14 protein-coding genes are annotated in these 14,001 nt (G+C 46.9%); 8 read left to right on the plus strand and 6 right to left on the minus strand.

Going from position 1 to position 14,001, the window contains the following annotated elements; genetic code table 11:
• The first annotated feature begins 74 nt into the window (after positions 1-74).
• From C6W44_RS02580 to C6W44_RS02600, 5 genes are all read left to right on the plus strand, one after another.
• The gene (locus C6W44_RS02580) at positions 75-1,784 is read left to right on the plus strand and encodes a SulP family inorganic anion transporter (RefSeq protein ID WP_105244104.1); all 1,710 of its coding nucleotides are present in this window, start codon (positions 75-77) and stop codon (positions 1,782-1,784) included.
• 271 nt (positions 1,785-2,055) lie between these two features.
• Positions 2,056-2,667 (plus strand): IS607 family transposase, encoded by a 612-nt coding sequence (locus C6W44_RS02585; RefSeq protein WP_105243882.1) that lies wholly within the window; start codon positions 2,056-2,058, stop codon positions 2,665-2,667.
• Complete coding sequence (locus C6W44_RS02590; protein ID WP_105244105.1) at positions 2,664-3,818, plus strand: RNA-guided endonuclease InsQ/TnpB family protein; 1,155 nt, start codon at positions 2,664-2,666, stop codon at positions 3,816-3,818. Before C6W44_RS02585 ends, C6W44_RS02590 begins: the two co-directional genes overlap by 4 nt.
• Positions 3,819-4,059: 241 nt before the next feature.
• Positions 4,060-4,386: a beta-lactamase hydrolase domain-containing protein gene (locus C6W44_RS02595; RefSeq protein ID WP_105244106.1), complete on the plus strand. Its 327-nt coding sequence runs from the start codon at positions 4,060-4,062 to the stop codon at positions 4,384-4,386.
• 198 nt (positions 4,387-4,584) lie between these two features.
• The gene (locus tag C6W44_RS02600; RefSeq protein WP_105244107.1) at positions 4,585-4,917 is read left to right on the plus strand and encodes a TIGR01244 family sulfur transferase; all 333 of its coding nucleotides are present in this window, start codon (positions 4,585-4,587) and stop codon (positions 4,915-4,917) included.
• Between the two features lie 176 nt (positions 4,918-5,093).
• Here C6W44_RS02600 and ahpF read toward each other — a convergent pair whose 3' ends face one another.
• The gene (ahpF, locus tag C6W44_RS02605; protein WP_105244108.1) at positions 5,094-6,671 is read right to left on the minus strand and encodes an alkyl hydroperoxide reductase subunit F; all 1,578 of its coding nucleotides are present in this window, start codon (positions 6,669-6,671) and stop codon (positions 5,094-5,096) included.
• 411 nt (positions 6,672-7,082) lie between these two features.
• On the opposite strand from ahpF, the gene C6W44_RS02610 reads away from it, so the two are divergent.
• Positions 7,083-7,331: a YdcH family protein gene (locus C6W44_RS02610; protein WP_105244109.1), complete on the plus strand. Its 249-nt coding sequence runs from the start codon at positions 7,083-7,085 to the stop codon at positions 7,329-7,331.
• Between the two features lie 107 nt (positions 7,332-7,438).
• On the opposite strand, the gene C6W44_RS02615 is transcribed toward C6W44_RS02610, so the two are convergent.
• On the minus strand, positions 7,439-8,305 hold the full coding sequence (locus C6W44_RS02615) for an SDR family oxidoreductase (protein WP_105244110.1): 867 nt from the start codon (positions 8,303-8,305) through the stop codon (positions 7,439-7,441).
• A 282-nt stretch (positions 8,306-8,587) separates the two neighbouring features.
• Positions 8,588-9,154 carry an alkyl hydroperoxide reductase subunit C gene (gene ahpC / locus C6W44_RS02620; RefSeq protein ID WP_105244111.1) on the minus strand — a complete coding sequence of 189 codons (567 nt, stop codon included), beginning with the start codon at positions 9,152-9,154 and terminating at the stop codon, positions 8,588-8,590.
• Positions 9,155-9,447: 293 nt separating this feature from the next.
• Here ahpC and C6W44_RS02625 point away from each other — a divergent pair, with 293 nt between their 5' ends.
• Complete coding sequence (locus tag C6W44_RS02625; RefSeq protein WP_105244112.1) at positions 9,448-10,356, plus strand: hydrogen peroxide-inducible genes activator; 909 nt, start codon at positions 9,448-9,450, stop codon at positions 10,354-10,356.
• A 6-nt stretch (positions 10,357-10,362) separates the two neighbouring features.
• Entirely contained in the window at positions 10,363-11,022 is a 660-nt protein-coding gene (locus tag C6W44_RS02630; RefSeq protein WP_105244113.1) for a hypothetical protein, read from the plus strand.
• Here C6W44_RS02630 and C6W44_RS02635 read toward each other — a convergent pair.
• The 3 genes from C6W44_RS02635 to C6W44_RS02645 form a co-directional block, all read right to left on the minus strand.
• The gene (locus tag C6W44_RS02635; protein WP_105244114.1) at positions 11,003-11,605 is read right to left on the minus strand and encodes a methyltransferase domain-containing protein; all 603 of its coding nucleotides are present in this window, start codon (positions 11,603-11,605) and stop codon (positions 11,003-11,005) included. The two genes, C6W44_RS02630 and C6W44_RS02635, sit on opposite strands and share 20 nt — an antisense overlap.
• A gap of 121 nt (positions 11,606-11,726) precedes the next feature.
• Entirely contained in the window at positions 11,727-12,353 is a 627-nt protein-coding gene (locus tag C6W44_RS02640; protein ID WP_227526335.1) for a M48 family metallopeptidase, read from the minus strand.
• A gap of 70 nt (positions 12,354-12,423) precedes the next feature.
• Positions 12,424-13,998 (minus strand): DUF1513 domain-containing protein, encoded by a 1,575-nt coding sequence (locus C6W44_RS02645; RefSeq protein ID WP_105244115.1) that lies wholly within the window; start codon positions 13,996-13,998, stop codon positions 12,424-12,426.
• Positions 13,999-14,001: the final 3 nt, after the last annotated feature.

Below are 14,001 nucleotides of genomic sequence, written 5' to 3' on the forward strand. Positions count from 1 at the left end.
CGCGGACGGCCACTATCACTTGATGGCGCTGCTATTTTTTGTTGTCGAAATATTTTTTAAGATGATGTACTGATATGTCTTCTATCGCTGCTCGCCTGACTCCCACGTGGCTACGCCAATACCAGCTAGCCACCTTGCCAACTGACGTCATCGCCGGATTGGTCGTGGGCGTGCTTGTCATTCCGCAGAGCCTCGGCTACGCAGTATTGGCAGGATTACCACCTGTGTATGGTCTGTATGCGGCGATTGTGCCAGTCATTGTCTATGCTTGGCTGGGCTCGAGCAATGTCCAAGCGGTCGGTCCTGTCGCCATCACGGCTATTATGACGGCAAGTAGCTTGCTGCCCTATGCCGATAAAGGCGCTGAGCAGTACGCCTTGATGGCGAGCCTATTGGCGTTTATGGTAGGAGCGCTGCTCTGGGTAGCCGGACGTCTCAAGCTCGGCTGGATCATGCAGTTCATCAGCCGCGGGGTCTCGGCAGGCTTTGTCAGCGGTGCAGCGGTGCTTATTTTTGTCAGTCAGCTGAAGTATTTGACCGCTATTCCAGTCGCCGGTAGTAGCTTGATTGGCTATCTGTCTAGCCTGCAGATGTACGTGCGCCAGCTGCATCCTCTGACCTTGCTTATCGGTGTCATCGCCTTTGCTCTTTTGGTAGCGAACCGCTATGCCAGCAAGTGGGTCTGGCGTACGTGGCTGTCAGCGTCATCGGCTAAATGGGCCGAGCGCTTATTTCCCCTGATTTTGCTCGGTGTGGCGATCATACTTAGTATGGCGCTGCATTGGGGCGCGCTGGGGGTTGCGACCATCGGCAGTATTCCGCAAGGGCTGCCAAGCTTCACACTACCGCATCTGCCCGATATACAAGAAGCGCTCAAGCTTTTGCCCACTGCAGGGCTGATGGCACTGATTGTCTTTGTGTCCAGTAGTTCTGTGGCGAGCACTTATGCACGCTTGCGCGGTGAGCGTTTCGATGCCAACCGTGAGCTAACTGGTCTTGGGCTGGCCAACTTATCTGGCGGTCTGTTTCAGAGCTTTGCGGTCGCTGGCGGGTTTTCGCGTACCGCCATCAACGTCGACTCAGGGGCCAAAACGCCAATGGCCAGCCTCGTCACTGTAGTGGTGATGATCGCCGCGCTGATCGCTTTTGGTAATGCACTCGCGCCGCTACCTTATGCGCTGCTAGGAGCGACCATCATGGCCTCTATCATTGGGCTCATCGATATCGATACCCTAAAGTCGGCGTGGCAGCGAGATCGTTTGGATGCCGCTAGCTTTATTGCAGCGTTTGCAGGCGTACTGATATTTGGCCTAAATACAGGACTGGTCATCGGTCTGATGGTGTCTTTTGCCAGCCTTATCTGGCAATCAAGTAAGCCGCACGTGGCGATCGTCGGTCAGTTGGGCGGCACTGGTCACTTTCGCAATATCAATCGTCATGATGTGGTGACTTTTGATAATTTGTTGCTACTGCGTATCGATGAAAGCTTATTTTTTGGCAACAGCGAATCGGTGCACCTGCGCATTTTAAAGGCATTACAACAATACCCTGAGGCGCGCGATCTTATCTTAATCATGTCTGCTGTCAATCATATCGACCTGACCGCCCAAGAGATGCTCAGTACGCTCAACAAAGAGCTGGCACAACAACATAAACGTCTGCACTTTAGCTTTGTGAAGGGGCCTGTCATGGATGTCATCGGCCATACACCGCTCATCACCGAGCTATCAGGGCAGGTCTATCTCAGTACACTAGACGCGGTCAATGCGTTGACAGCACGCTAGCGGGCGGCTGGTATGTATGATTTTATAGTTGCAAGCTGCTGTTTGCCGCTTTGTTTTTATGACATCGCATCAATCACTGGTGTCACTGGCAATAAAATATCGTTATGATAGGATATAAAGCAGGCTGTTTTTTGTATAGACAAATAAATTAAAATAGTAGGCTGTCATCTCCCGCTCACGGAGGGTTGCAAACAGTCAAATAAAATATATACAAACCTACCTATTTATTACTATTATAGATAGATTATATCTATAATATAGAGAGCAAGTTATGGGAAAACTGGTTAGTATTGGGGAGGCTGCCAAACATTTCGGGGTTGCTCAATCCACATTAAGACGTTGGGATGAGGATGGTACGTTAGTCGCCAAGCGAACCGAAAACGGGCATAGGCGATATGATTTAAGTGAAATCAGACCGCATTCCTTGAATACACCACCTAAATTAGACCGAAAAACCATTGCTTATGCTCGTGTGTCGAGTCGTGATCAAAAAGACGACTTACTTCTCCAGTCTCAAGTTTTGGAACTTTATTGTGCCAGGCAAGGCTGGACTTTTGAGACGATTACCGATCTTGGTAGTGGAATGGATTATAAAAAGAAAGGCTTAAAAAACCTGCTTGATGACATACTGAGCAATAAAGTTGAACGGCTGGTAATTACCCATAAAGACAGGCTTTTACGATTTGGTGCAGAACTGGTTTTCATGTTGTGTGAGGCTCGTGACGTTGAAGTGGTAATAATCAATCAAGGTGAAGAGTTGAGTTTTGAGCAAGAATTAGCCCAAGATGTATTGGAGATTATCACCGTATTTTCAGCGAGGCTATACGGCTCTTGCAGCAAGAAAAACCAACAATTAATAGAGGCGGTTAAAAAAGCATTATGATCCGTGGACACATTATCGAACTCAAGCCAAACAACGTACAGGCAAATCACCTTGCTCGTGCTTGTGGCGTGGCGAGAAAAGCCTACAACTGGGCTTTGCATGAGTGGCAGCGGCAGTATGCGCTTGACAAAGCGTACCGTGATGCGTGTTTGGCCGCAGGCGTTGAGGTTGATACTAAAAATCTAAACAAGCCCTCACAGGCGAAGCTCAGACGCGAATTGAACGCCATTAAGCGTGAATTATTCCCCTATATGCTGGAAGTGACCAAATGCGCTCCGCAGGCGGCAATCATGCAGTTGGGTGATGCTTATAACAACTTCTTTAAAGGCTTAGCGAAATACCCAACCGCTCGTAAAAAAGGCCGTGACGATAGATTCAGTTTATCCAACGACCAATTTGCCATTAAAGGTAAATCCATTCGTATCCCAAACTTGGGCTGGGTTCGCTTAAAAGAAGCTTTACGTTTTGACGGCAAGATCATGTCAGCCACCATCTCTAAACGTGGCGGTAAGTGGTTTGTTAGTGTGGCTGTTGAAATACAAAAAGCTGTAATTCCTACTAAAAAGACAGGTAAAAGCGTTGGTGTTGATCTTGGTATTACCGACTTACTGGTTTTATCAGACGGCACTAAAATTAAAGCGCCAAAACCACTTCAAGCAAACCTTAAAAAACTAAGAACGCTAAACAAAGCGCTCAGTCGCACTAAAAAAGGCAGTAAAAACAGAGAAAAAGCGAAAACCAAGCTCTCTCGTTTGCACTATAAGATCAGGTGTATTAGGCAAGATTCTCTCCATCAAATCACAACAAGTCTGGTTAATGAGTTCGATGTGATTGCGATTGAGGATTTGAATGTCAAAGGTATGGTTAAGAACAGGCGGCTATCAAGAGCTATCAGTGACTTGGGTTTCTTTGAGTTTAAGCGACAGCTTATCTACAAAGCCACTGAGCAAAGCAAGGTTGTGAAATCAGTCGGACCCTTCTACCCAAGCTCAAAAACCTGTTCAAACTGCAATCATATCCTTGGTAAAGATGAGCTAACATTGAAAATGCGTGAGTGGTTGTGCCCTAACTGTCAGGTTTCTCATGACCGTGACCTCAACGCCAGCATCAATATTTTAAATAACGCGACTGTTATTTTAACAGCTGCATAATCCTGTTTATTGGACGGTGAGTTCCATCGCCAATTAAAAAAGTCTGTGGAGTCGTGGTCAGTCTAAATCTCAAATGAGAAATAGCGCGTGACAATGAAGCAGAAAGAAAACGTCAAACCTATCTAATAGTCAATATTGGCTAGGTTTGAGTAAGATTTTTGGAACGGTGCCTGACGCTTTGCCGCCTTATGACAGACCGACTGCCCTATCCCATTTTTCACATATTTAATCAAAGCTATTTATGACCGATGACATAACGATTTATAAGCAAATTCATCCCAGCCAGTGTATCAAACTTGCCGAGCTGGGCTATCGCTCTGTGCTCAACATCCGCCCTGATGCAGAAGTGGAGTCACAGCCCAATAGTGACGAGTTTGCCGATGCCACCGAACAGGCAAACCTAAGCTATCAGCACCTGCCTTTTGATGATGAGCGTTTGAGTATGCTGACCGTCGAGCAGTTTGCCGCCCTTTATCACGCGCTGCCCAAACCCATCCTGATGTTTTGTGGTACTGGAGCGCGTGCCAAGCTCTTGTATCAAAGCGCCTTGATGCAGGGTTTGTTGTAAGCCTATATAGCCAAGTGCCGCTGGGGTATTGCTCTGCGCTCTATGACTGTATGGCTTTATGAATACACGCTATAAGCTATAAGCTACAAACAGCCATCTCTGATTTTTGGCTGATAAGCCATGATAGAGCTCAACAGCTCTATACACGTAAAATGCTGGCGCAAAAACCAGCCCACACAACTAAAAATAGGAAGATTTATGAGTCATCAAGTTCGTATCACAGGGCAAATCACCCCTGACCAAGTCCCTATGCTCGCCGAAAATGGTTTTAAAACCATCATCAATAACCGCCCTGATGGCGAAGAGCCAGGACAGCCAACCAGCGCAGAGATTGAAGCGGCAGCGACCGAGGCAGGCTTGGCTTACAAAGAAGTGTCTTTTGCCGGTAGTGAGCTCAGCCAACACCACGTCGAAGAATTCGCAGATTTTTTTAATCAAGCTGAGCAGCCCATGCTGATCTTTTGCCGTACGGGCAACCGCTCAACCGGTATCTACGAAGCGGCAAAGCAGATGGATTTATTAGACGACTAGCCTATCATTAAGTCATGCACCTGCCAGATATCCCATGGCAATAACAATAAGTGCCTGTGCTAATGACATTAACAATGCTCAAGACGCTTGGCATAAACGATGAACCATAAAAACCCCTGAAGCCTATATAGACTTCAGGGGTGTGTTTTATAAAAGATAAGTAATTAAGTAGAGGCTTACTGCATAACCAAGTATTCAAACGCTGATAACGCTGCTTTACTACCCTCACCCATCGCGATATTGATCTGCTTAAAGGGGACTGTGGTCACGTCACCACAAGCAAAGATGCCTTTGCGGTCAGTGCGGCAGCGCTCATCAATTTCAATCTCACCAAAGCGATTTAGATCGACAAAGCCTTTAACAAAATCTGTGTTTGGCACAAGACCAATCTGCACAAACACCCCTGACAAATCGCGCTCATGGGTCTCACCGGTGCTGCGATCTTGATAAACGATAGACGTTACCTTATTGTCAGTCGCTTTGATCTCTTGAGTGGCCGCATTGGTGATAAACTCGATATTGTCTTTTTCTTTGGCTTTATTAATCAGCACCTGATCGGCTTTGAGGTCGTCTGCAAACTCAAGCACCGTCACATGATTGACAATACCCGCTAAGTCCAGTGCTGCCTCGACACCTGAGTTACCACCACCGATGACGGCGATGTCTTTACCTTTAAAGAACGGGCCATCACAGTGAGCACAGTAAGCCACGCCTTGACCGATGTTTTCTTCTTCGCCTGGCACACCAAGCTTACGCCACTGGGCACCGGTCGCAAGGATAATGCTGCGCGTCTCAAAGCTCTCACCGGTATTTAGATGAATGCTGTAATTTTCCTCGACCGTCTCACCGATTTCTTTGACACTGACGTGCTCTTTTAGGGTGATGTTGTACTCACGCAAGTGTTTTTCAAAGTTGGCTGACAACTCGTTACCCGTAGTCAACGGCACAGAGATCAGGTTTTCGATGTCTTGCGTGTCTTTTACTTGTCCGCCAATACGGTCAGCGACCATGGTGACTTTAAGGCCTTTACGCGCGGTATAAATCGCGGCGGCAACCCCAGCAGGACCAGCACCGATGATGGTGACATCTTGCTGCTCTAATTGGTCTTCGTCAGCGCCTGCCTCTGCTAGCAAGTCAGGGAACTGCTCTTGCAGTTTTTCGATGAGCTTTGCCGTATCGATCAGACCATTGGCAAATGGCTTACCGTTTAAGAAAACCGCTGGCACGCCTTGAATATTGTTTGCCTCGACCTGCTCTTGGAACAACGCACCATCGATCATCTCGTTGCTGATATCATCGTTGAGTATCGCAAATTGGTTAAGCGCTTGTACCACTTCTGGGCAGTTGTGGCAAGACAAAGAGACATAAGTCTGGAACTGCAACGGCTTATTAAAGCGTTTGATCAGTTTTTGAATACCCTCATCTAACTTTAGCGTATGACCGCCCGCTTGCAAGATTGCCAAAACCAGCGAGGTAAACTCATGGCCACCTGGGATACCGCTAAAGACGATACCCGTATCACTTAGCGCGCCATCGATATGGCTATAAATCGCAAAGCTGATCGCGCTTGGCAGGCTGTCGTCAGTGGCTTGTGCATCGAAATTGATCTTATCAGTCGTGCCTGCGATTTTACTCAAAAAATCAATCAACTCACTGCGTTTTTCGTGCTCACCGCTACCCAATACAAAGGTAATCGGACGAGTCATGTTTTCGCTATAGCTTTTGATCGCATCTAATAAATTTTGATCTATCATGTTTGTTCCCCATCATTATTGGATATGTAACGGCAACTGTCGCATTGCCTGTTCAAGTACGGTTTTTTTGTGGCTGCTTCTGTTATAAAAAAGCGATTGGGCATTTGGTTTATGCCCTTTGATGTCTCTATTATCATGTGTTTAGGCATGTTGGGCAAGCTGAGAAACTCAAACCTTACGTTTTATAAAACCAATCATAATCTATCAAACATGATTAATATTAAAACCACCCTTGACGGATTGCCATGGTATCAAGGCGGTTTTTTCGCTACAATCAAATGAGGCGAATGGGAAGGGTTCTTATTTGTCTGCATCAACCTCAAGTCTCACCATTACAGCAATCTTCACGATCATGCGCTCATACTTGCTGGTGTTTGTGGCAAGCTGGCGCTTCATAACAAGGATGACAATATGAGAAAGACTGATACATGGCAAGATAACCGAGAGATCATCAGCGAGCTAAAACAAAAAGACAGTCACTTTGCCAGCATTTTTGATGAGCACACCATGCTGGATCAGCAAATCAATCAGCTGGAAAAAGACACAGTCAAACATGCCAGCCGCGAAGACGAAATCGAGCAAATGAAACGACGAAAGCTGTATTTAAAAGATGAGATTTATCAAATCATCGATAAAAACAAACTACAGTCTCAGGCTTAGCACCATACGCCCTAGGGCAAAAACACAGACATTTTTTAATCATATAAACCCCCCATCAATTTCTGCTGATGGGGGTTTTGTTTCATAATATAACTAGCGAATAGTTATCAACCGCCAATGATTTCGCCGCCATTGACGTGTATCACTTGTCCTGTCACATAGCTTGCATCATCACTTGCTAAGTACAAGTAAGCAGGCGCAACCTCATTTGGCTGCCCTGCTCGTCCCATCGGCGAGCTTTGGCCAAATGTTTCAATCTCATCGGGTGTGAATGATGCAACGATAAGCGGCGTCCAAATCGGCCCTGGCGCAACACCATTGACGCGGATACCTTTATCATTACTCATCAAATTGTTGGAGAGCGCACGGGTAAAGGATAAAATAGCACCTTTAGTGGCGGCATAATCAATTAGATGATCGCTGCCTCGGTAGGCGGTGATGGAGGTAGTATTGATGATACTACTGCCCGCCTGCATGTGCGGCAGGGCAAATTTGCTCAGCCAAAAATGCGGATAAAAATTAGTATGAATGGTCTTATCGAGCTGCTCGGTGCTGATGTCCGTGAGCGTTTGCTGCTCGACTTGTCTGCCTGCATTATTGACCAAAACATCGATTTTGCCAAACTCTTTAACCGTTTTATCAATGAGCGCCTTACAGTTGTCTTCATTTGACAAGTCAGAGGCAACCAATAAACAGCGGCGACCATAGGACTCAACGTAATGCTGCGTCTTCTTAGCGTCTTCATCTTCACATAGATAGCTGACCACCACATCTGCGCCTTCTTTGGCAAATAAAATCGCCACCGCTTGACCGATGCCGCTATCAGCCCCCGTCACAATCGCGACTTTGCCAGCCAGCTTGCCATCTGGATAGTCGCGCGGCAGTACCTCAGGGCTTGGATGTTGTTGTTTTTGCGAGCCGGGCAAAGACTGCTGCTGCTGAGGAAAGTCTTTATTTTCTGATTGATGACTCATGATTTTACTCCTTTATTATCATATTCATACTTATAATGGTTGTGATTAAATCATCGATGATAAAACAAGCTTTTGAATAATCCACTGCCGCTTATCGTGCAAAGCCTGTTATCAGCATAAATAACCGAAAATAGAATTTGGTAAAATCTGGTGTCAACCTGTGGACGAGATGTAAAAAAAGACCCTATCAACATCTGCTGATAGGGTCTTTGTCTATGATACTGGCTCTAAACATAGTTAGTCGTCAGTACCATAACGTTACCTAAGAGGTCAATCGACTACTTAGATTTTACCAACCAAATCTAGGCTTGGTTTTAGCGTTGCTTGACCTTGCTCCCAAGCGGCTGGGCAAACTTCGCCGTCGTTGTCACGAACGTACTGAGCGGCTTTTACTTTACGGACCACGTCTTTTGCGCTACGGCCGATGCCTAGGTCATGGATTTCAGCTACTTTGATGAGGCCGTCTGGATCGACGATGAAAGTACCGCGAAGCGCTGCGTTGTCTTCTTCGATCATGATGTTAAAACCACGAGTGATTTTACCAGTGCCATCACCTAGCATTGGGAAAGTGACTTTGCCAATCGCTTCTGAAGAGTCGTGCCATGCTTTGTGTACAAAATGCGTGTCAGTTGATACTGAGTACACTTCTACGCCTAAGTCTTTTAGCTCTTGGTAATGGTTTGCCATGTCTTCAAGCTCAGTTGGGCAAACAAAAGTAAAGTCATGTGGGTAAAACATGAATACAGCCCAGCTGCCTTTGACGTCGTCTGAAGTGATGGTTTTGAACTCACCGTTTACAAACGCTTCTGTTGAGAATTCTGGGATTTCTTGATTGATAATAGCTGCCATGATTGGCTCCTTTTTTGATTACAGTGTTTTAAGTTACATTGTGATGATAGAGTTGGCTGTTTTTACCAAGCCTTTAACTCTCTGGGCTACATGACAAACTATACGCGAATTTCATGGTTAATCCAGTTAAAAGTTTTTAATGTGATGTTTTGTTTTATTAAACTTGTTAAACTATTATCTCTAGTTTTTATCATCAGTGCTGTACGCGTGTATGCTGGCCTGATAGTAAGCAAGTATCCGACATCAATCATCTGACAAGATAGCATTAAAAAGCCCATAAATAGAGAGGTTTTATGATTACTTTACGTCAACTTGAGTTTGCCTTAGCCGTCGCCAAACACCGCCATTTTAAGCGCGCGGCCGAAGAGTGCAATATTTCACAGTCTGCGCTGAGTCTCGGTATCGCTGAGCTCGAAAAACAGCTAGATACGCAGATTTTTGAGCGTAACAATAAGCAAGTGCTGATCACCCCGATTGGGCAAGATATCTTGACACGCGCGCAGCGGGTGTTTTCTGAAGTGCGAGATTTGACCACACGCGCCCACAGTCACAAGACCCCGCTTGCATATCCGATGACGGTCGGTATCATTCCAACGATTGCCCCGTACTTGCTGCCTAAAGTACTGCCCGCGCTGCGCGAGCATTATCCTGAGTTTCGCATGACCATCATCGAGCAGCAAACCGAGCGCCTACTCGAGCAGGTACGCTACGGCCATATCGATACTGCTATTATTGCCTTGCCTTATGCCGTCGATGGGCTACACAGTTTTGAGTTTTGGAGTGAGGACTTTTTTGCGGTATTTCCCAAAGACGATGTGCACGCCAAACTTGATAGCATTAGCTCTGATGAGCTAGCGACCGCGAATCTGATGCTATTAGGCGAGGGTCACTGCTTAACCGATCAAACCTTATCCGTCTGTCATTTCGATCGCGCGCAGATGAAATCGAGCTTTTCTGATGCCAGTCTCAATACTTTGATTCAGATGGCACTTGCCAACATGGGAACGACGCTGGTGCCAGAGATGGCCTTAGATCAGCTGCATCTACATAACCAAAACGCGGTCGCTGTGCCACTTTCCGAGGCCGGACCGCATCGTCACATTGCCTTTGTCACGCGTTTAAACTATGCGCGGGTCGATGATGTCAACTTGCTGGGTAATGTGTTTAAACAAGCATTAGAAGAAGCGGCCAATAAGAGCTAAGCAAATATGACCGACCTCTTGCAAACCAGCTCTCGTCTTAGTCAATGCTTTGAGAAGCATCTACTATCGGCTACAAATAGCGATATTAAGCCTGCGCAAGCTCATGCGTTTTGGCAGGATATCGCCAATCATTACAATGAGTCTACTCGCGCTTATCATACGCTCACACATTTGCAGCAGCTTTTTTGTCAGTTTGAGCAGATTAACCATAAGCTACAGCAGCCGGCTATTATTGCCTTAGCATTGTTTTATCATGACGTGATTTATGTGCCGATACGTAATGATAATGAGCTAAAAAGCGCTGAGTATGCAGTGCAAGTCTTAGATAAATATTTGACCTATAAACAGGTTAAACGTATTTACGATCTAATAATGATGACTGCAGATCATCAGCTTACTGACCATGCCGACCTTGACGCCGCCTATTTGCTCGATATGGATTTATCTGTTTTAGGCGCAAGTTGGCCTGAGTATGAAGAATATGCTAAATCGGTGCGACAAGAGTATGCTCATGTTGCAAAAGTGGCGTATCGAGTAGGACGCACGCAAGTATTAAAGGGCTTGCTCGCCCATCCGAGACTGTATTTAACGGACTATTACTATCAGCACTTAGAAGCTCAAGCGCGTAAGAATATCAGGCGAGAGCTTACTTTACTTGCAGCTTGATAAATAGCTCACTGCCTTGGCGCGCAGGGTGAGAGTTATAGCAAGGCTCCATGATTTCAATAGCAAAATGCGACTCAAAGCGCTGCTTATACTCTTCGACGTCACCGCCAAACGGTGGATGAGTATGGCCAAAACCCCTATCAAATAGCAACCCTACTAGCTTACCTTTTGGCTTTAATAAACCGGCCATCTGCTGTACATATTCGTCACGGCGCTGCGGGTTTATCGCACAAAAAAACGTCTGCTCAAGTACCCAATCAAACTGATACTGCGCAGGCGATAACTCAAAAAAGTCGGCACAAACTAAATGCTCAGAGGGAAAGTCAGGATAGCGCTCGGCAAAGTCATTGATGGGCGCTGGAGCAAAGTCCACCAGCGTTACATTGGTAAAGCCTTGCTCATGCAAATAGCCTACCTCGTAAGCATTCCCCGCTCCTGGCACCAAAATAGCCTGCGCCTTAGCAGATTCAGGCAACTGGTCTATATAGGCTTTGAGCGGTGGCGACACTTGTCCCATATCCCAACCGATACTATCGGTTTCGTAGCGCTGCTGCCAAAACTCGGCTTGACTGACATTTTCCATATTATGTTTATCCCTAATTTCTTATTTTAAATAATACGTTTTGTACTGTTATAGATTATCATATCAGTATTTTAGGCAGTATTATGGTCGATATTATTATATAGGATTGACCATACCATTCTTAATCCAACTGCCCTGTCTTGCCTGCTAGCATATTGTGCCAATACCGGTAGTCTGGCATCGCGGTCGCCACCGTTTGCCAAAACTCATGGCTATGGTTGGCATGATGCAGGTGGCACAGCTCATGGACGATGACATATTCGGTGCATTCAAGCGGATAGGCAGGCAGATACACAGACAGCCAAATACGACGCGCGCGCGTGTTGCAGCTGCCCCAGCGCGTATGCATCTTTTTTAGGCGTATCTCATTGGCATAGGCACCGACCACAGGTTGCCATTTGTCAAACAATGACGGCATGATAGCCGCAAGCTGCTCACGGTAATAGGCCAGTTTTTTATCATGGCTGAGTGTGATAGATTGCTCGGCACCCCAAAGTAAAATAGAGCTGTCGGCCGTTGAAGCGTCCGCTAAAGGACGATGTTTACGCTGGTGCTGCTCTAAGACTTGTGCATGATTGTCGATTGCCCAAGACACACGCTTGGCAATGGCTTGCTCGATCTGCGCGGTACTGATAAAAGCCGGTGCGGAGACCATCAATGTGTACGGCTTTAAGCGAAAATTGATGTTTTTGACGCGCTTTTTATGGACTTGCAGCTCTATCCCTGCCTGCGCAAGATGTTGTCTCACCGCATGTAAACTGATGGCCTGTCTCCTTACATACTTACATTCTTGCTTTGTTATTTAGCACTTATCGCCGTTATAGCGCTTGCAAATGATTGTCAAAAGACATTTTATGCCACTTGCTGTCGCTCCTCACTTGCCAAGCGGTATGTAGCGATGTGTTGGCTGCTGTCGGTGCCGACTTCACCTCCAATGTCGTTAGCCGCCCTTGCCCATCACTCACGATAAAACCTGCTTTTTTCTCATCAGCCAACACCGACGCGCCCGCACAATCTGGCAAATTGACATCATCGATCAGCTGCCGCGTATTTAAATCATAAATCACTGCACAGCCGCCAATCGGGGTGGTGACGCATAGTAAATCATGCACACTGTCGACGGCGACGCTGGCGATATACTGATGAAAGCACTGCCACTCGTCATTAGGCATGGTGAGCGGCTCGAAGTCAGCATCGCCGCGCTGATGCGTCAGTACCAATGGCACATTGATATGCTTATCTCCTTGAAACTGAATACCAATCATCACCCTGCCATCGTCATGCATGGCGAGATGACGCACGCTCATCTGGTTGTGCGCTGGGACGACCTGCTCCAGCAACGCGCCCGTATGACGATTGAGATACACCAATGACGGGCGCATGCTATCGAGATTTAGCTCTTCTCGTGAGGCACGCTCGGTTTTGATACCGCCATTGGCGATCACCAGTGTGTCACCGTCAGGATGCATCACCAGCTCATGCGGGCCGATACCAAAAGCATCAAATTCTACGATTTTCTGATAGTCATCAGTCGCATCATAAACACCGATTTTGCCATCGAGACTCACCGTATCGTTTTCGGTCACATACAAACGCTGGGCATCTAAGCTATAGCAGGCATGACCATAAAAATGTCGATGGTTTGCCGCTTGAATAGCTGTCTTGACCTGCCCTGTGGCAGTATCAAGCACCCAAAACTTCTCACTAGGGCGACGTCCCATCACCACGACATCACGGCGCTGCTGATGATTGGTTTTATGGTATTGCATATCGTACTGGGTATCTGTATCAAGCACCCCATCGACAGACGGCTGTACGACGATATCATGGACACGCTCAGGCATGGTGGTCTGCCAAACGATCTGTCTATCAGCGTCTATACCGACGACGCCAAAGTCATTGTCAGACTGGCCATCAGTGTGGTCAGTGGCAGTGAGATTTTTTGGCATAGATGCCACCCCACTCACCCAGCACATGGGGCGTGCCATCATGGTGGTGGTATTCACAGCAGCCAAATCAGAGATAACATTGTTATCAGTGTTATCTGAATAAGGCTGCTGATAGGCTCGCTGCCATGTCACTGCCGCCTGCTGGCAAGCATGGCGAAAGCGTGCTAGCTTTGACCACTTAGGCTGCTCCGACGGCTGTGGCTCTGAGCTACTGCTCAACTGCCATGTCTGCCACTGCGCGCGGACACCGATCACGTAATCTTGCAAGCTTGCATCGGGCTGCCGGCGTTTACGATAATGATGATGGATAGCGACCAGCGCCGCCGTACCTGTGACGCTAGCGAGCGTCGTCATGACAGCGGACGTCAGTCGCTCGCGGCGAGACTGATTGCTATCTTTCGATAGTAAAGCTCGGTTATGGGTATCGTCATTACGCTTACGCATTAT

This window comes from Psychrobacter sp. Marseille-P5312, from assembly GCF_900291405.1.
GTDB classification, from domain to species: domain Bacteria; phylum Pseudomonadota; class Gammaproteobacteria; order Pseudomonadales; family Moraxellaceae; genus Psychrobacter; species Psychrobacter celer.